Annotated in this window: 13 protein-coding genes; 5 read left to right on the plus strand and 8 right to left on the minus strand. The window is 61.1% G+C overall.

Annotated elements, in window-relative coordinates:
• Window positions 1-227 precede the first annotated feature (227 nt).
• On the plus strand, window positions 228-2,906 hold the full coding sequence (alaS, locus tag PYK22_RS15150; RefSeq protein ID WP_211197730.1) for an alanine--tRNA ligase: 2,679 nt from the start codon (window positions 228-230) through the stop codon (window positions 2,904-2,906).
• A gap of 102 nt (window positions 2,907-3,008) precedes the next feature.
• Here the strand turns inward: alaS and PYK22_RS17030 are convergent, their stop codons facing one another.
• Both PYK22_RS17030 and PYK22_RS15160 read right to left on the minus strand, forming a co-directional pair.
• Window positions 3,009-3,407, minus strand: a complete 399-nt coding sequence (locus tag PYK22_RS17030; RefSeq protein WP_060635750.1) for a peptidoglycan-binding domain-containing protein — start codon at window positions 3,405-3,407, stop codon at window positions 3,009-3,011.
• Window positions 3,408-3,801: 394 nt separating this feature from the next.
• Window positions 3,802-5,037 carry a M48 family metallopeptidase gene (locus tag PYK22_RS15160; RefSeq protein WP_060635751.1) on the minus strand — a complete coding sequence of 412 codons (1,236 nt, stop codon included), beginning with the start codon at window positions 5,035-5,037 and terminating at the stop codon, window positions 3,802-3,804.
• A gap of 414 nt (window positions 5,038-5,451) precedes the next feature.
• On the opposite strand from PYK22_RS15160, the gene PYK22_RS15170 reads away from it, so the two are divergent.
• From PYK22_RS15170 to PYK22_RS15180, 3 genes are all read left to right on the plus strand, one after another.
• The gene (locus PYK22_RS15170; RefSeq protein WP_041978547.1) at window positions 5,452-8,985 is read left to right on the plus strand and encodes a hypothetical protein; all 3,534 of its coding nucleotides are present in this window, start codon (window positions 5,452-5,454) and stop codon (window positions 8,983-8,985) included.
• Between the two features lie 53 nt (window positions 8,986-9,038).
• Window positions 9,039-9,944: a Rossmann-like and DUF2520 domain-containing protein gene (locus PYK22_RS15175; RefSeq protein WP_157770924.1), complete on the plus strand. Its 906-nt coding sequence runs from the start codon at window positions 9,039-9,041 to the stop codon at window positions 9,942-9,944.
• Between the two features lie 120 nt (window positions 9,945-10,064).
• The gene (locus tag PYK22_RS15180; protein WP_041979297.1) at window positions 10,065-11,516 is read left to right on the plus strand and encodes a malic enzyme-like NAD(P)-binding protein; all 1,452 of its coding nucleotides are present in this window, start codon (window positions 10,065-10,067) and stop codon (window positions 11,514-11,516) included.
• Between the two features lie 64 nt (window positions 11,517-11,580).
• Here the strand turns inward: PYK22_RS15180 and PYK22_RS15185 are convergent, their stop codons facing one another.
• Window positions 11,581-12,180, minus strand: a complete 600-nt coding sequence (locus PYK22_RS15185; RefSeq protein ID WP_041978549.1) for a carboxypeptidase-like regulatory domain-containing protein — start codon at window positions 12,178-12,180, stop codon at window positions 11,581-11,583.
• A gap of 116 nt (window positions 12,181-12,296) precedes the next feature.
• Window positions 12,297-12,434, minus strand: coding sequence for a hypothetical protein (locus tag PYK22_RS18440; RefSeq protein WP_162199843.1), 138 nt, complete (start codon window positions 12,432-12,434; stop codon window positions 12,297-12,299).
• A 343-nt stretch (window positions 12,435-12,777) separates the two neighbouring features.
• On the opposite strand from PYK22_RS18440, the gene PYK22_RS15190 reads away from it, so the two are divergent.
• A complete protein-coding gene (locus PYK22_RS15190) occupies window positions 12,778-13,125 on the plus strand; it encodes an RNA recognition motif domain-containing protein (RefSeq protein ID WP_041978551.1) in 348 nt (115 codons plus the stop codon).
• A 358-nt stretch (window positions 13,126-13,483) separates the two neighbouring features.
• On the opposite strand, the gene PYK22_RS17035 is transcribed toward PYK22_RS15190, so the two are convergent.
• Genes PYK22_RS17035 through prmC form a run of 4 tightly spaced genes read right to left on the minus strand, consistent with a single transcriptional unit; the run spans window position 13,484 to window position 18,120 of the window.
• On the minus strand, window positions 13,484-15,487 hold the full coding sequence (locus PYK22_RS17035) for a M28 family peptidase (protein ID WP_060635753.1): 2,004 nt from the start codon (window positions 15,485-15,487) through the stop codon (window positions 13,484-13,486).
• A 39-nt stretch (window positions 15,488-15,526) separates the two neighbouring features.
• A complete protein-coding gene (locus tag PYK22_RS15205; protein WP_041978553.1) occupies window positions 15,527-15,883 on the minus strand; it encodes a histidine triad nucleotide-binding protein in 357 nt (118 codons plus the stop codon).
• Between the two features lie 53 nt (window positions 15,884-15,936).
• Window positions 15,937-17,205, minus strand: coding sequence for a UDP-N-acetylglucosamine 1-carboxyvinyltransferase (gene murA / locus PYK22_RS15210; RefSeq protein ID WP_041978554.1), 1,269 nt, complete (start codon window positions 17,203-17,205; stop codon window positions 15,937-15,939).
• Between the two features lie 54 nt (window positions 17,206-17,259).
• Window positions 17,260-18,120, minus strand: coding sequence for a peptide chain release factor N(5)-glutamine methyltransferase (gene prmC, locus PYK22_RS15215; RefSeq protein WP_041978556.1), 861 nt, complete (start codon window positions 18,118-18,120; stop codon window positions 17,260-17,262).
• Window positions 18,121-18,163: the final 43 nt, after the last annotated feature.

Raw genomic sequence — 18,163 nt, forward strand, 5'->3', positions numbered from 1 at the left:
ATCTTGCCTAAGCGAAAAGCGCGGGTCAAGCGGGCGGATCGAAACGTCGAAGCGCTGCGCTGACAATTGCCGCGCCTCAGTTTGTGGCGGTCCGCCGGCCAAATTACGTAAGTTTCGTCCTGTTCGGGATAGCATGAGATTCACGTAAGTTTCGTTTTGTTCGTGATAGCATGTTAGACTAAATGGTTTCAAACGAAGGAAAATCTTCATCTTTTGCCAGAATCGAGATGATGACCGGACACGAAATCAGAGAGACTTTCTTGCGCTTCTTCGAAGAACGCGGCCACGTGCGCGTCCCGTCGAGCCCGCTTCTTCCGGCCAACGACCCGACGCTTCTGTTCGCCAACGCCGGCATGAATCAGTTCAAGGACGTCTTCACCGGGGTCGAACGGCGTCCTTACAAGCGCGCGACTTCGGCGCAAAAGTGCATTCGCGCCGGCGGCAAGCACAACGATCTCGACGATGTCGGCAAAACGGCGCGCCACCACACCTTCTTCGAGATGCTCGGCAACTTCTCCTTCGGCGACTATTTCAAGCGCGAAGCGATCGAATACGCGCTCGATCTGCTGCTGAACGTCTACAAGCTCCCGCTCGAAAGGCTGTGGTTTACCGTTTACGAAACGGATGATGAGGCCGCCGAGCTGTGGGTCAAGGCCGGAGCGTCGCCCGAGCGCGTCTTGCGTTTCGGCGCCAAAGAGAACTTCTGGCAGATGGGCGATACCGGCCCGTGCGGGCCGTGCAGCGAGATCCACTACTATCAAGGGCCAGACCCGCACGACCCGACCAAAAACCGCGCCGAACTGGTCAACGGTCCGGGCGATGAGACGATCGAGATCTGGAATCTGGTCTTCATGCAGTACGACCGCAGCGCCGATGGGACGCTCACGCCGCTTCCGGCGCCTTCGGTCGACACGGGCGCGGGATTGGAACGGCTGGCCGCCGTGCTCCAAGGCGTGCGCTCGAATTTCGATACGGACCTGTTGCGCCCGCTCGTCGATTTCGCGGCGGAGTTAGCCGGACGCCCGTATGTCGCCGATTCACACGAAGGCTTCGCCATGCGCGTCATCGCCGATCACGCGCGCGCAACGGCTTTCTCCATCGCCGATGGCATCTACCCGGGCAACGAAGGGCGCAACTACGTCCTGCGCAAGATCATGCGCCGCGCCATCTATCACGGGCGGCACGCGCTCGGACTGGACCGGCCCTTCTTTCACCGCGTGACGGACAAGGTGGTCGAGATGATGCGCGGCCCGTATCCGGAACTCGAAGCGGCGCGCGCGCTCATCGAACGGATCGTCAAGAGCGAAGAGGAGCGTTTCGGCGCGACGCTCAGCACGGGGTTGCAGAAGCTCGAAGCGTTGCTCGCCACTGTGCCCTACGGTGAGATGCCGGATTACAAGGAACTGGCGCGGCTTTATGACACCTTCGGCACGCCGCGCGATCTCATTCGCGTCTCGCTCGAAGAGCGCGGCATCTCAATCCCGGAAGACGAATTCAATCTTCGCTTCGAAGAGGCTCTAGGCGAACTGCAACGCGCGAGCGCGCGCAGCGTGGACGCGCGCGCCAAAACCAAAGAGGTTTATGCGCGACTCGCTGAACGACTGGGGCGCACGGAGTTTACCGGCTACGAAGGGACGCGCCTCGCTGGCGCGCGCATCGTCGCGCTCATCAGGGGCGACGAAGAGGTCGCCGCACTGCACGCGGGAGAAGAAGGCGAACTGGTTCTCGATCGCACGCCCTTTTACGCCGAGGCGGGCGGGCAGGTCGGCGACACGGGCGTCATCGTCACGAGCCGGTCGGACGCGCGCGTGCTCGACACCCAAGCGCCGGTCAGCGGTCTCATCGTGCATCGCGTTCGCGTCGAACGGGGCGAATTCAAAGCAGGCGACGAGGTGACGGCGCAAGTCGATGAGGAACGGCGCAACGCCATTCGCCGCAACCACACGGCGACGCACCTGCTCCATGCCGCGCTGCGCGAGGTCTTGGGCGCGCACGTCAAGCAGGCCGGCTCGCTCGTCGCGCCCAATCGCCTGCGCTTCGACTTCACGCACTTTCAACCGCTGACGGCGGAAGAGATCGCCGAGATCGAACGCTTGGTCAACGATCAGATCCTGCGCAACGTCGCCGTGCAAACGGAGATCATGCCGCTCGCCGAAGCTTTGCGTTCGGGCGCGATGGCGCTCTTCGGCGAAAAGTACGGCGAGCGAGTGCGCGTGCTCACCGTTCCGGGCTTTTCCAAAGAGCTGTGCGGCGGGACGCACGTGCGCGCCACGGGCGACATCGGCCCCTTCAAGATCGTGCGGGATGAAGCCGTCGCTTCGGGCACACGTCGCGTCGAAGCGATCACGGGCACGGAAGCCATCGCCCGTTTCCAAGAGGATGAAGAGTTGGTCAACGCGCTTGCCAGCGAACTGCGCACGGCGCGCGAGCGATTGCCTGAAACGGTCGAGAAGCTTCAAGAGGAATTACGACGCGCGCGTCGCGAGGTCGAAGAGCTGCGTTTGAAACTGGCCGCGGGGGGAGCGACGGTGACTTCAACCGATGGCGAAGTGCGCGACTGCGGCGGCGTCCGCGTGCTCGTGCGTGAAGTAAGCGATCTTGACGCCTCGGGCTTGCGCCAACTCTCTGACACGTTGCTTGCGCGGCTCAAATCGGGCGTCGTCGTTTTGGGGCGCCGTGCCGAAGGCAAGGCTTCGCTCCTTGTGCGCGTTTCGGCTGACTTGCGTTCGACGATCCAAGCCGGACAGGTCATCCGCGAACTGGCACCCATCTTGGGCGGGCGCGGCGGCGGACGCCCTGATCTGGCCGAAGGCGGCGGCCCCCAAGCGGAAAAGCTTCAAGAGGCTTTGTCGGCAAGTTACGCCGTCATCGAACGATTGGCCAAGACCGCCTCGGCGCAAGGGTGATCGCGTCATGCGCTCCATAGCGTGGCGCGCCTTTGATGCGAAGCGAATGAGAAAGGGGCGCTTAATTAGCGCCCCTCTCTTTATCGAAGTGATAACCGCGACTCAGTTCCCTTTCTGACGCTCCGTGAGCGCGATGTTCATCTTCTCAAGCGTCTCACGGTTGAGGGTTCCGGTAACGCGCAGCCCTTCAGCTTGCTGATACTTTCTCAGGGCCGCGCGCGTCGCCGGATCGAGCCGACCGGTCGCCTCTCCCGTGTAAAAGCCGCGTTGCTTGAGGATCTCTTGTGCCTGTTTGATCTGGTCTCGGGTAGCGCGGAATGGGGCGCTACGTCTTCTCGTCGTCGCGGCGTTTGCGTTCTTGTTCGCATTCGCGTTCTTGTTCGCGTTGGCGTTCTTATTGGCGTTCGCGTTCTGCGCTTGCCCAATCAGAGGCGTCGTTCGCGCCCAAGCAACTCCGGATAGGACTAAAGACAGCGCTAATGCGAGCGTGAGGTTACGCATAAGCTCCTCCTAACCTCCTTCTCGAGGGATTCTCATTTTGAAGAGATCATCACGATTTTTAGCCAACGCCGTGAGCAAGTCAAGGGAAGATCCAGCGGCCCAAGCGCGGTCTGGTGAGCGATGATCCGCCATCCTTCGGCGCGCTGGAGATCACAGCTTCTTCCGTTCTTCGGATAAGGCGCAGCTTTCAGCGTCTAACTTTGAGATCGCAATCGCCCTGGGCGAAGAGAATTCTCGGGGGTCGCTCGTGAATCTTACACGCCGCAGGGATTGCGACTACAGGGAGAATCGACAACTGTAAGCATCTACGCATCCTGCATTGAGGAGAGAGGCGATGATTAAGCGAAGCGCTCGCGCGCAAAATTTAAGGGGCGCGATTCAAGCGCCCCTTTGGTCATCGCTGGTCCGGTTGATTCTGCGCGTTCGGATCCGGCGCTCGCCGCTTCAGTTTCGGGGGCTCGTTCTTTTGCTCCTCCTTCTTCTCGTTCTGATTCGAATCATCCGTCGTCGGCGGGCGACGCTTCAGGGTCGGGCGGCCCGATCCTTCTTTGTCGCCGATATCGCCAGCCGTCGAAACGCGCGCGTTCGACAATCTCATCAGTCGCGCTTTGACGCGCTGAAATTCGGATGTGTCCAGGATGTATTCCTCGCGCTCCGGGAAACGGGCCACGAGTTCGCGCGTCGCCTGCAAACGCTCAACCGAAGGCGGGTGCGTCGAGAACAGACGCGAGATCGTGCCCGGCTTTTTCTTCTCTTTGGCGGCCAGTTTCTCAAACATCGTCGCCAAGGCATTCGGATCATATCCGGCGGCCCACAAGTATTGAGCGCCGAGGCGATCGGCCTCTTCCTCCGCGCTACGGCTGAACTTCAGAAAGCCCAAGCCTAAACCGAGATTGGCGGCATCATAAGCTATCGGCGGGATGCCGAGGAAGATCCCGGCGATCAATCCGATCTCCGCCAATCTCGCCTTCGCCAACTGCTCCATCGTGTGACGCGCTGCAACGTGGGCGATTTCGTGGGCCATCACACCAGCCAATTCAGCCTCATTGTCAGCGGCAAGGATCAAACCTTTATTGACGTAAAAGAAGCCGCCCGGAAGCGCAAAGGCGTTCACTTCATCCGAATCGATCACCTTGATCGTGAAGGGCACCTTGGCATCCGAATGCAAGACGAGGTTTTGCCCGACGCGATTGATGTATTCGGTGATGACCGGATCATCGATGAACTTCGCCTCTCGATCCACTTCCGCTGCCAATTGACGTCCTAGAGCCACCTCCTTTTCCAGCGAACCGCTCATCTTGGCGAAGATGCCGGTGTTGATATTCCGCTTTCCGACCAGACGTGGATCTTCGTTCTTCGAGAGCGGGCGCTGTTTCTGCGCTTCCGTCGCGGAAGCCGCTTTCCGATCTTCGCCCGATGCCTTGTCCGAAGCGCCCTGTTGCGCGCCAGCCGACTGCCCGCCCGTTTGCTTCGACGGCGATGGTTGCGCGACCTCTTGCGGTTTCGCCTGATCCGTCTGCGCCTGTTGCTGAACGCTTGATTGTTGAGCTCCAATCGGCAGCGCGCCCAACCAGAGCGCAAGCGTCAGGATGATGGCGGTGACGTTGCGGGAGAGTTTGCGTGATATCATGGTAGATCTCCAAAAGCTCTGGAAAGAATCGCTCCTCGCATCCCTCCTCGATCGGGATGCCTTACGATCGTCATGGAGTGCGCCACGAAAACTCTCAAGGATCTCAACTTTTCGAGGGATTTTCGGCGCGATTATTCGATGCCTCGATTCGGCCCTTTGGTTGCGCCCGCCAGAGCGCGATCCGCACTCGCAGCGCCATTATAACAGCCTGCACGCCGAAACTGCCATGGCGCTTCATCGAAAGATGAAATCCGAAAACTATGGACGCCTGGCGCCGGAGCGTGTTAGAGTCAAAGAACCTTGCCCCCTTAGCTATCCTCACCGCCGAACTCGATCCCGTTCAGCCCAAAGTGAGACGCACCTAATGCGTTTGAGGGGATAACGCTTCGGTCCGAGTTGGTTTCAACGTCGTTTATGAAACGCACGCAAGACAAGATCAAGGATTTCGTCGAAGTTGCGAAGGTCGAAGAACTGCGCGATTTCACCTCTGATCCGGCGCGCACGCTCACCGCTTATCGTTTCACCGACACGACGGCCGATCTGGTCGCGCGCTGGCTCGATACGCTCGCCGATTTGCCTCGCGGGCGCGGTGCAGCGCGAGCTCTGGCTGGGGTGCGCGGCGTCGGCAAAAGTCACACGCTCGCCGTCTTCGGCGCTTTGGCGGCATATCCCAACTTGCGTCCGCTGGTCACCGACGCGCACGTCGCAACATGCGCCCGCCGTTTGATGAATCGCCGCTACGTGTTGGTGCGTGTGCGCCGCGGGACGCGCCAGACCTTGTGGGAAGAGATGGCGGCGGCTTTGGCGGAAACCTTCGGTGGCGACGAGAGCCGTTGGGGCAGCGAGCCGGAGGCGATAGTAACGGCAGCTTGCGCGCAGGCCGCCGAAGCGACGTTACTGTTTTTGATCGACACGGCAGCCGAGCGCGAACGTCGCGTCGGACGTAATGATGGCCCGTTCCTTAGTCGAATGGCCCGCGCGGCAGAGAGCGCGAACGCTTTTCTCGCCCTCGCGCTCGACGATGATATCGCCGATGCCAGCGGGGCGAACGCCACCTTGGCGGGGACTTTTCAGATAGATTATCTCGATCCTGAGCACCTTTACCGCATCGCCGAAGCCCATGTGTTGCGCAAGACGCCGCAAGCGCGCGCCGCGTTACATGAGCTCTATTTGAATCTGCGCGCTTTCTTGCCGAGTTTTCGGTGGAGCGAGCCGCGCTTCACCGCCCTTTATCCGCTCCACCCGCTCATCGCTGATATCGCGGCTTCGGTCCGTCTTTATGCACAAGGTTTCGCGTTTCTCCCGTTCGCCGCGCAATCCGCCCAACGCGCTGCCAATCGTCCGGCCCTCTCGCTCGTCCTCGTCGACGAGGTCTTCGATCATGCCGAGCGCGCCCTGCGTCAAGCTGAAGAGTTGCGCGAAGCGATCGCCGCTTATGATGAACTGGTAAGGCAGATCAATTCTCAATTTCCGGTCATGCAGCGGCTGGAAGCGAAGTTGGCATTGAAGGCGCTGTTCATCCTTTCGCTCGAAGGGAGCGGCGCGACGCCGAGCGAACTGTGCGCCGCGCTTCTGCTCTACGATGAGGCGCAACCGGAGGCCGCCCCAACGCGCCTAAGCGCGATTCTCGAACGCTTCGCGGCGGCAGTCGAGCTGGACCGGAGGCGCGATGGTCATGAGGTGCGTTATCGTCTGCGCATCGACGCCGCGCGAGGCTTTGAAGAGGCTCTTGGGGCCGCCGCCGATTCCATCCCCGACGCGGTTGTAAAACGCTTTTGGCGAAACATCGCACGCCGCCGTTTCGCTGACTGGCCCATTGAGGACGAAGCTTCTTCCACGGCGGGGTTTCATTTCGTCTGGCGTGGGACGCGAAGGCCGGGGCGCGTCTTTTGGGTCGAAGAAGATCCGGCCAACATGCCGACCGATTCGGCGAGCGACGATTGGCATTTTTCGATCTTCGCTCCGGGGACGCTGGACCATCCGATCACGACTCAGGAGAGGGCGGTGGCGGCAAGATGGCTGCCAAGTGAGCCGCGGGCTGATGAGGTGGAGGTCATCCGACGCCTCGCCGCGCTCCACACGCACGAACCTTTGACGGCGGAATTTGGCGATGCGGCGCGCGCCGCGCTGGCTTCGCTGAGCGCTCAGGCTGAGCGCATCTGGACGCGCCTTTATCTCGACGAAGGGCGCATCGCTGTCGGCGCGACCGAGCGCGCTTTGAGCGAGGAAGCGCGCGCCGCATCATCTCTGGCGGAGATTCTGCAAGAGGCGCTCGGCGAACGTTTCGCCGAGGTCTATCCGCAACATCCGACCTTTGCCGAGATCTTGGAGGAGGAAGCCGCCGCGCGATTGATCGAAGGGATCTTCGGTGGGTTCGATCCGAACGACGCCGAAGTGCAGCGGCTGGCTCAGGCTTTCGCCGTCCCTCTCGGGTTAGTCGTCAAGCGCGGCGACTCTCTCACTCTCAGCATGGGCGATGAGATGTTCGCTTCAGCCTGGACCAGAGAGATCCTTCACCTGATCGAAAAAGCCAACGGCGCGATGGTGCCGATAGAAGAGGTGCGAAGCGCATTGCGCCATCCGCCCTTCGGTCTACTGCCGGAAGCGCAAAAGCTGATCATCGCCGCGCTCGTCGGAAGTCGCCGGATCGAACTCGTGACGGTAAACGAGGACCGCATCACGCGCCGCACGCTCGATCGGACGCTGCGTTGGGATGAGATCAAGGGTGTGGTGCGCGCGGCGAGCATCACGCACAGCGCAAAAGAGTTGACCGCGTGGGCGCGTATGCTCACCGGAGATGGATCTTTGACGCCGATCGTCGAGCAAACCGCACGGCTTCGGGTGCGCGACGCGCTCGCGGCGTGGTTCGATCGTTGGCAGCGCGAAGGCTGCCTACAAAAGCTCACGTCGTTACCCGACCAGGCCCTTTCGACGCGCTTGTGGAACATGATCGCCTGCGTCCGCCGCAGTTTCGGCTCAGTTGCCGAGATAGTCGAGGCGGCAATCAACGATCAGATCCCACTCGAAGAGGGCCTGCAACGCATAGCCGATTGCTTCGCCGATGACATGCACCGTTTCGTGCGCGCGCGAAGATACCTCGAGCATCTAATGCGTTTCGCCGACGGGCTGGACCGGTGGAGGTGGATGCGCGCTTACCTGTGCGAAGCGGAGTCGACCGGGATCGCCGAGATCGAAGATCTCCGGCTGGATCTATTGGCGATGACCGAAGATCTGTTCGCGCTAGCGGAAGAAGGTGAAGCCGAACGCCTCGAATCGCTATGGCAGCGCTACCACGGCGAGTATACCGCACACTATCTGGCGGCGCATGCGATCGCCTGTGAGAGGGTGAATGAGCAGCTCGAAGAGTTTTGGCGCAGCGACGCGTGGCGCGAATTCGAGAACCTGCGCCCGCTATCGAGCATCGGCATCTGGGCGGCGGAAGAGGCCGCTCGGCTATTGCGTCGCTTCGGAGCGCGGCGGATCTGTCGCTGGTCAGCCGAACAGGCCTTGAGCGTGCAGCCGCGTTGCTACTGCGGCTTTCGTTTACGCGAAAAGGATGAGTTCGCGCGCGCGCTGCAAGAGATGCGAGATCTCGTCGCTTTAGGACGTACCGCTTATCGTCAAGCGGTGGCGGCGCTCGCGCAGAATCTGGTCGAAGCCCTCAACCTGCTGGCCCAATCGGATCCTGATGAACGGACTTCGAAGCGCGCGCGCCGCTTGGCCGACATGATCGCGCTCGGCGGCACGCCCGAATGGTTCGAGCGCGACGACGTGCTCTTGATCGAGCGCGCCTTGCAAATGGGTGCGACGGCCTCTCCCGTCCGTCTCTCGCTGCCGACAGAAATCTTCGGCTTGATCACTCATGATGAATTGCGCACGCGCCTCGAGCACTGGCTCGATGCTCTTCCACACGCAGCGACGCTCATCGAAATCAGGGCCTCGCCTTGAAGGGCGCGGGAGGTTGCGCGACGAACGTTTTTGCGCTAAGCATTCGCGTCGGAATGAAGCGAGAGAGGTGGCGCATCTCCGTTATCGGGGCCGGTCGGTTAGGCACGGCGATGGCCTTGGCTTTAGCCGCGCGCGGCTATCAGATCGAAGCGTTCGTCACGCGCCGTAAGGGCCATGCCGAGCGCGCGCGTCGTCTCCTTCGCGAACGAGATCCGGCGGCTAACCCGCGAGCCCTCTCGGCTGCGCAATTGACCGAACTGCCAGCCTGCGATCTGTTGCTCATCGCCACTCCGGACGACGAGATCAAAGAGGTCGCGCGCTCTCTTGCCAGCGCCCTTCCGAGCGGTCCATCTGGCGGCGTCGCGCTTCACACTAGCGGAGCGCTCTCATCCGAAGAGTTGCGACCGCTGCGCGAAGCCGGATGGCGCGTCGGTTCGCTGCACCCGCTCGTTTCTATCAGCGACGCGCGGAGCGGAGCGGGAAGGTTCGCGGGAGCCTTCTTTTGTCTTGAGGGAGAGCGGTCGGCGTTGAAGGCAGGGCGCCGAATCGCGCATGATCTCGGCGGATTCGCGTTCTCGATCCCGCCGGAGAAGAAGGCGCTCTATCATGCCGCTGCCGTGATCGCGTCCGGCCATACGGCAGCCCTCTTTTCGCTCGCGCTGGAGCTATTTCAAAGGTGCGGTCTGCGGCATAAAGAAGCGCAACGCGCGCTCATACCGCTTCTTCGATCGACGGTCGAAAACCTTTCCGCTAAATTGCCCGCACGCGCGATGACTGGAACGTTTGCACGTGGAGATGTCGAAACGGTCAAAAGGCACCTCGCCGTTTTGAGCGCTCAACCGGAAGCGCTCGAGATCTATCGCCTGCTCGGTTTACGCGCGTTGCGGCTCGCCGCTCCCTCCGCGCGAGAGGAGATCGAAAGCTTGTTGCGTTTGAAGGGAAAGGTTCGCAGGAAGTAGAATGTCTCTCGCTTAACGTTCACAACCGGCGAAGCGATGGCGCGTTCGAGGGATCAGCTCGGTGGACCAGCGTGTCTACTCGCTTCGCGGGAAAGCGAAGGCGGAGAGATTCGGCCAGAGATGGAGACGACACCTAACGCGAGCTACAGCTTGACCCTGAGAGTCAAATTGATCAATCGGACGGGCGCGCTCGGGGCTTTGACGACGGCTATCGGGCGCGCCGGGGGCGACATCGGCGCGATCGATATCGTCAGCGTCGGGCGTGGCGTGATCGTGCGCGACATCACCGTCAACGCCTCATCAAGCGAACACGGTGCGCGCATCATCGAAGCCGTGCGCGCCGTTGAAGGGGTTGAGGTCATCAACGTTTCGGACCGCACTTTCCTGCTCCACCTCGGGGGCAAGATCGAAGTCGTCCCCAAGGCGCCGCTCAAGACGCGCGACGATCTTTCGATGGCCTATACGCCCGGAGTCGCGCGCGTTTGTCAAGCGATCCATCGAAGCCCGGAGAAAGTCTTCACGTTGACGATCAAACGCAACACGGTGGCCGTCGTCACAGATGGCACGGCGGTCCTGGGGTTGGGCGATATCGGTCCAGCCGCCGCGCTCCCCGTCATGGAAGGGAAGGCGATGCTCTTCAAAGAGTTCGGCGGCGTCGACGCTTTCCCCATCTGCCTCGACACGAAGGACCCAGATGAGATCGTGCGAACCGTCAGAGCGATCGCCCCCGTCTTCGGCGGCATCAACCTCGAAGACATCTCCGCGCCGCGCTGTTTCCAGATCGAGGAGCGTTTGAAAGAGGAGCTTGACATCCCTGTCTTTCACGACGATCAACACGGCACGGCGGTCGTCGTTCTGGCAGCGCTCATCAATGCGCTCAAGATAGTGGACAAGCGAATGGATGAGATCAAGGTCGTCGTCAATGGCGTCGGCGCGGCGGGCGTCGCGTGCACGAAGATCTTGTTGTCAGCTGGGGCGAAGAATATCATCGGGTGCGATCAGTATGGCGCCATCTACCGCGGTCGGAGCGAACACATGAACTGGATCAAGGATTGGTATGCGCAGAACACCAATCCGGATAACGAGCGCGGGACGATCCACGACGTGATCCGCGGCGCCGACGTCTTCCTCGGGCTTTCCGTTCCGGGCGTGATCGCGATCGAAGATATCAAGCGCATGAACGCGCGACCGATCGTCTTCGCCATGGCCAATCCGATTCCGGAGATCATGCCCGAAGAGGCCGCCGCATATGTCGCCGTCATGGCCACGGGCCGGTCCGATTATCCGAACCAGATCAACAACGTCTTATGCTTCCCCGGCATCTTTCGCGGAGCGTTGAACTGTCGCGCTTCACAGATCAACGAGGAGATGAAGTTGGCCGCCGCACGAGCCATCGCCGAGATCATCACCGATGAAGAACTCAATCCGGAATACATCGTACCATCGGTCTTCGATCGAAGAGTGGCTGAATCGGTCGCGCGCGCGACCGAAGAGGCGGCCTACCGCACCGGGGTGGCGCGCCGCGAACGGCACACGGAAGAGACCGTGAGCGACGAACTGGCGAGCGTGTAGCTCTATCCCCGAAAGCTAGCTGAATGAGCTGGGCCAAATACGCGAGCGCCGCTGCGACTTCAAACTATTTCCCGCACCTGAGCGTCACGCGCACAGGTTGCGCGAGCGCGCTCGCAGGGATTTCAAGCGTCTGCGCCTTGCAACCCCGCGCCTTCACGATGATCTTGAGTCGCCCCATGTGAAGCGGCGGCAGAACCGCCACGCCGCGCGCGTCCGAATAGCCCCACGCTTCGCAGAAGAAACCATCCGTCCGGTTGGATTCAAGCTTCACATATGCCTTGCTGATCGGATGCCCGTCCTCATCGAAGACGCGCAGGTCAAGGCGCCCGATACCATTGGGCCGGTCAGGCGCGCGCCCCATATTCGGGATCTCTTCGCCTGTCGCCTGAAATCCTCCGCCACCGCCGCTGCCCGGAAGACTCGAATTGCCCTCCGACCCTGAAACCGATGATTGGGATGATTGGTAAGATCCTCCGCCACCGCCACCATTCGAGGATCTCGCGTTGATCTCTTGGGAAGAGTCGGAAGAGTTCATTTCCCGATTGTGAGAAGAACTCTTCGTCCCGACGGCGTTGCCACCGTTTCCGGTCTGAATCTTCTCCTGTGCGACGATCGGGCCGATGGCGAAGACGGCGATGATTAACCCGAGAACCGATATTCTCATTTTGAGAGCAGCTCCTTAGTCCTGAAGATTCACCCGTCGCGCGGAAGTGTCACGCATCTCGCGGGCCTACGGATGGGGGATCTGTGGAGAGAGCGCCGCCGATCCTCGCATGCCGGTCACTTCGGCAACCGCTCCGGACCGTGCGCGCGCGTCGCGCGTTTAGGTCGAGCGGCTTTGCGCTCCACAGCTTTCGCTCGCGGATGGCCATTTTCGGTGCCGTGCCACTTGCGACGGCGCGTCGAAGACGCGCTCATAATTATAGCTTGAGATAGACTTCGAGGAGAAGCTCTTTATTTCATGCCGTTCGATCGGCTCTGAGGGGCTTGGGGAGAGGGCTTTCGAAAAGCTCCCGCGCGCCTTGCGCTTTGTGGCGGGAACGGGCATAATCTTTGGCGTTTTGGTTCCTGCTCTCGCGCATCGGAGGCGATGCGCATAGCCGCGACTTACGGGCGACAGCGTTCGGCTGAGAAGAGAGTGAGGTCGGTTGATAGTTTCGGGAGAGTCGGGCGTGTCGCTACGTCGCGCGAAGGCCTCTGATCGAAGTCCGCGATCGATTTGCCCGCCCTTCCCTTAACCCCTGATAGAGGAAGAAAGAAGATGTCTACAAAACTTTTTGTCGGTAATCTCCCTTTTCGCATCACGAGCGAAGACTTGCGCGATCTGTTCTCGCAAGCAGGCACAGTCGAATCGGCGTCAGTGATCGAGGATCGCGACACGGGCCGTTCACGCGGCTTCGGCTTCGTCGAAATGGCGACTGCGGAAGAGGCGGCCATCGCCATCGAGCAGTTCAATGGACGCGATTTCGAAGGGCGCAGCTTAACGGTCAACGAGGCGAAACCACGCACGGATAGAGGCGGCGGTTTCAATCGCAGCGGTGGTGGATTCAATCGCGGCGGGCGCGGCGGACGCGATCATCGTCGCGGCGGACGCGAACCGCGCTGGTAATCCTCGCGTTATCTGCTAGTGCGAAAGGGCCGGTCAAGTTGCCATATGGAGCTGACCGGCCCTCATCTTTACGGAGCATTCTGGACCTGACTTTCGATAGAGTTCGAAGCCAAAGACTCAGCGCCTCGATATGGCAGCCTTCGGCGCGCAGCCTCACGTTCTGGGTAGAACGATTCTCCGCGTCGGAGCGCAATATGCTCAGAACGGTCGAGAGGGGGCGAACTTAAGCTGCTCCACTGCCCAACGCGCTTCAACAGAGCGACTGAACGAGCGCGGCATTACGCTCGCCAGCCTGATCGCTACCAATTAGCCCAACGCGCTTCAACAGAGCGACTGAACGAGCGCGTCCGATGCCCCGCTATCGCCGAGCTTCGGGCGTCACCCTCAGACGCACGCGTTGCCCCGCGCGCAGCACTTCGAGTTCATACTCGACGCCCGCTTTCATCTCCGAGAGCGCGTAGGTGTAATCGTATATATCCTTTATCTCGCGCCCGGCGAGCCTGATGATGACATCGCCGGCTTTGAGGCCGGCCCGTTCGGCGGGCGATCCCTCGCGCACGGCGTCGATGAGCACGCCTCCGCTTGTCTCCGCATAATTGGGGATCGTGCCCAAGTAGACGCGAAAGCCCGTCGTTCGCGCCATGGTCTCTTTGCCGACGACGGCGTAATCGGGCCTTTGCGGCAGACGATCTATTTCACGCGCGATCTCATAGACGAAACGCGCGATGCGCGCCTCGCCCTCGTAATTGATCTTCTCCGCCGTATCAGAAGGTTTGTGGTAATCTTCATGCGTTCCGGTCCAGAAGAAGAGAACGGGGATTCGGCGCGCGTAGAACGAAGCGTAATCGCTCGGACCGAACCCGTCCTCGTTGAGGACCAAGCTGTTAAAGAGCCCAGGCGAACGCCCTTTGCCGTCGCGTTGACGCGCTGCGTTATGTTGATCCTGTTCGCCTCCTCTTTGCGCCTCGCCCAAACGACGATTTATCTCGTCGATCATCGCGCGCCATCGCGAAGAGGTGCCGATGCCGCCGACGATCAATCGCTCGTTGCGCAAACGTCCGATCATATCCATGTTGAGCATGGCCACCGTCTGCGCTAAAGGGAAGACGGGATTTCGAACGTAATAGTTCGAACCGAGCAACCCCAGCTCTTCCGCGCCGAAAGCGGCGAAGATGAGCGTGCGATGCGGTCGCTCTCGCGCGAAGAGGCGAGCCAACTCCAGCAGCGCTGCCGTTCCCGAAGCGTTATCATCGGCGCCATAATGGATCGCGCGTTGGGCTGGCGCGAGGCTACCGCGCCCGCCGAAGCCCAAGTGATCGTAATGCGCTCCGATGACGATCGCTTCGGACTTGAGTTTGGGATCTGTTCCATCGACGATCCCGATGACGTTGGCCGTCTCAGCGCCGCGTCGCAGCATCTCAGTCTCGATAGTTAAGGCGACCTCGCGCAGCAGAACCGCTCGATTGAAATGGACCGCCGGATCCGCCTTATCGCGCGCCTCGGCGGAGGACGTTCGATCTTGAGGGGCTACGCCATCCCGCTGAGTGGGCGGGGATTTGAGCGGCAGATCGATGCGACCCTCTTGAAGGATCCGCCGCGCCGCCATTTGCGAGATTAGAACGGCGACGATGCCAACATCGCCCGCCGGATGATCAGAAGCGGCTCGCATCAACGGATCGTCGGCCAGATCCTCCGCGCTCGCGACGAAGATGACGGCGCGCGCGCCGCGTTCACGCGCGCTGATGACGCGGCGCCGCGGATCGGAATAGCTGGCTAACGTGGCGTGCGGGTCCTCACCTTCCGGCGGGCGCGAAAGGAGCATGACCGCTTTGCCCCGCACATCCACCCCAGCATAATCGTCGCGCTTCAACTCGTCGGCGACGATCCCGCTGCCGACGAAGACGATCTGGATATTCTCAAGACGCGCGTTGCTCGTCCACGGCAAAGGGGCCCAATCCTCATTCAAGCGCAGATCCAAGGCGATATTCGCCGCACCATTCTCCCGCGTGACGAGAGACATGGCGTTGCGCTGGCCCAGTCGCCCTTCGCTCGTGATATTGAAGACTTGCAGATACTCGCGATAGCTCGGCTTCGAAGAGGCTGATACGGCGCAGCATGGACGCAATCCTAGACGGGCGAACTCTTCGGCGATGTACTGCGCCGCGCGCGCCGCTCCCGGCGTCCCCGCCCGCCTCCCCTCGAATCGAGCCGAAGCCAGCGCTTCGACATGGCGGCGTAAAAGATGGACATCGGGCGTCGCTTTCGGAGTTGGCGCTTGGGCAACCGCTGGCGCCCAAAAAGCGGCGATGGCTAGCAATCGCGCCGCCGCCTTTAGCCAGCCTCCTCGCAACCTCGTTTTCATGGGCGAACCTCGCTACTTAATCGCTTTGCACCATACGGATCAGCCGGGCGGCCAACTCATCGGGCGGCCACCGAGCACGTGTAAGTGAAGGTGGAAAACGGATTGCCCGACGCCCGGGCCAGTATTGATGACCGTGCGATAGCCGCCGCGCTTTTCCGTCAATCCTTCAGCGTTGGCGACTCGCGCCGCCGTCACTAACAGGTGGCCTAACGTTTCACGCCGTTCAGGTGTGGCTTCGTCGAGCGACGCGAAGTGCTCGCGCGGCACGACGAGGATATGGACGGGCGCTTGCGGATTGATGTCGCGGAACGCCACGCATATCTCATCCTGATGAACGACGGTCGCTGGCAACTCACCCGCGATGATGCGGCAGAAGATGCAATCAGTTCGCGTCATGCGCTTTACCTCTGGTGCAGATTTTAGCGATCACCGATTATCGGCTCAATGGCTCATCTCATGCGCTCGATGCGCGCGCCGACGGCGCGCAGCTTATCTTCGATCCTTTCGTATCCGCGATCGATGTGATAGACGCGGTCGATGACCGTTTCGCCTTCCGCGGCGAGGCCAGCGAGGACGAGCGAAGCCGAAGCGCGCAGATCTGAAGCTTGAACGTTGGCTCCCATCAACCGCGTCGGTCCGTGGACGATCGCCGTGCGCCCTTCGATCTCGATGCGCGCTCCCATACGCCTCATCTCCGCCGCGTGCATGAAACGGTTCTCGAAGATCGTCTCGGTGATGCGCGCTTCACCTTCGGCTTGCGTCATCAGGGCCATGTACTGCGCCTGCATGTCGGTCGGAAATCCTGGGTACGGTTCGGTGACGACATCACGCGCGATGAAAGCCCCTTCGTGACCGGCGACGCGAAGCGTGCTTTGATCGAGCTCTTCGATTGTGACTCCGACTTCGCGCAGTTGTTCGATGGTTGCCGTCAGATGTTCCGGGCAACAGTCCTTCAACTCCAGTTCGCCGCGCGTGATAGCCGCGGCGACGAGGAAAGTCCCCGTCTCGATGCGATCCGGGATGATCCTGTGCTCGGCACCGCCCAAAGCCTCGACCCCTTCGATCTCGATCACGCTCGTTCCGGCGCCGCGCACGCGCGCGCCCATGCGATTTAGCAGCGCCGCCAGATCGCTCACTTCGGGTTCGCGCGCCGCATTGCGCAATACGGTTTTGCCGCGCGCGAGCGTCGCCGCCATCATCAGGTTCTCCGTCCCCGTGACCGTCACCTTGCTGAATTCTATTTCGGTTCCACGAAGTCGTTCTCCGTTTGGGATGCGCGCAACGACGTAGCCTGCTTCCAGAGATATTTCCGCACCGAGTTGACGCAATCCCTCGAGATGAAGATCGATCGGTCGCGTTCCGATGGCACATCCGCCGGGAAGCGAGACGCGCGCCCGCCCGAATCGCGCCACCAGCGGTCCGAGCACGAGGACAGAGGCGCGCATCGTCTTGACCAGATCATAAGGCGCTTCGAAGAGTTCGACGTGCGCCGCGTTGATCTTGTGCGTATGAAGCTCCGGCGTCAGCACCGTCGCCCCCAAATCCTCGAGCAGACGGCGCAACGTCATGCAGTCGCGGACATATGGCACGTTATGCAGCGTCACCGTCTCCGCCGTCAAAAGCGCGGCGGCCATGCATGGCAAAGCCGAGTTCTTCGCGCCGCTAATACGCACCTGACCGCGCAACTCTCTTCCGCCCTGAATGTAAAATTTGTCCATTCGCGCTCTCCTAAGCCGGAGAATCTATCACGTCGCCACGCCGATCATCCAACTTCAACGGCGACGCAAGATGAATGTCCGCGGGATATCCTGCAGATCGCGGCGCACCTCGAGCACGCGCCATATGGCTCCATCTATCGCCTCTTTCACGGCCTGTTCTTGTCCGAACCCGATCTCGAAAAGAAGGAAGCCCTCATCGCGCAGGAAGAGAGGCGCTTCGACGAGCAAACGGCGGATGAGGCTCAACGGATCGTCGCCGGGAGTAAGCGCGATGCGCGGTTCGAAGGCGCGCACCTCAAGCTGCAATGCAGGCAGATCGGCGGCGGCGACATAAGGGGGATTTGAAACGATCAGGTCGAATTGCGCCCTTGCAGCGAAAGCGGAGAAAAGATCCATCGCCACGAAACACAGCCGCTCGCTTACTCCGTGTCTCCGCGCGTTTCGTCGAGCGACTTCGAGCGCTGCCGAAGATAGATCCACGCCGACGGCGCGCCAGCGCGGTCTTTCGTTCAGTAGCGCGATCGCAATGCATCCTGACCCCGTCCCAAGGTCACAGACAAAAGCCTCTTCGCGCGGTCCGACTTCAAGGGCCGCTTCCACGAGCAGTTCCGTTTCCGGGCGTGGGATCAACACTTCAGGCGTGACGAGGAAATCGAGGCCGAAAAACTCCTGATGTCCGGTGATGTATTGGAGCGGTTCCCCGCGCGCGCGCCGCGCCACCAACGCGCGAAACCTCTCGCCTTGCTCGGGCGTCAAAGCATCATCTCGATTTGTGAATAGAAAGAGGCGATCGCAACCTAATACGTGCGTCAATAAGCTCATCGCTTCGCGCCGCGCTTCGGCGATCTCGACTCGCCGAAGCGTTGTGGCCGCTTCGCTCAGCGCCTGAGCAATGGTCTGCCCACGATCGCTCATATGATCTCTTCTTCGGTCGCGAAAACGACCGCAGTCGATTTCC

Source organism: Pyrinomonas methylaliphatogenes, assembly GCF_000820845.2.
Taxonomy (GTDB): Bacteria; Acidobacteriota; Blastocatellia; order Pyrinomonadales; family Pyrinomonadaceae; genus Pyrinomonas; species Pyrinomonas methylaliphatogenes.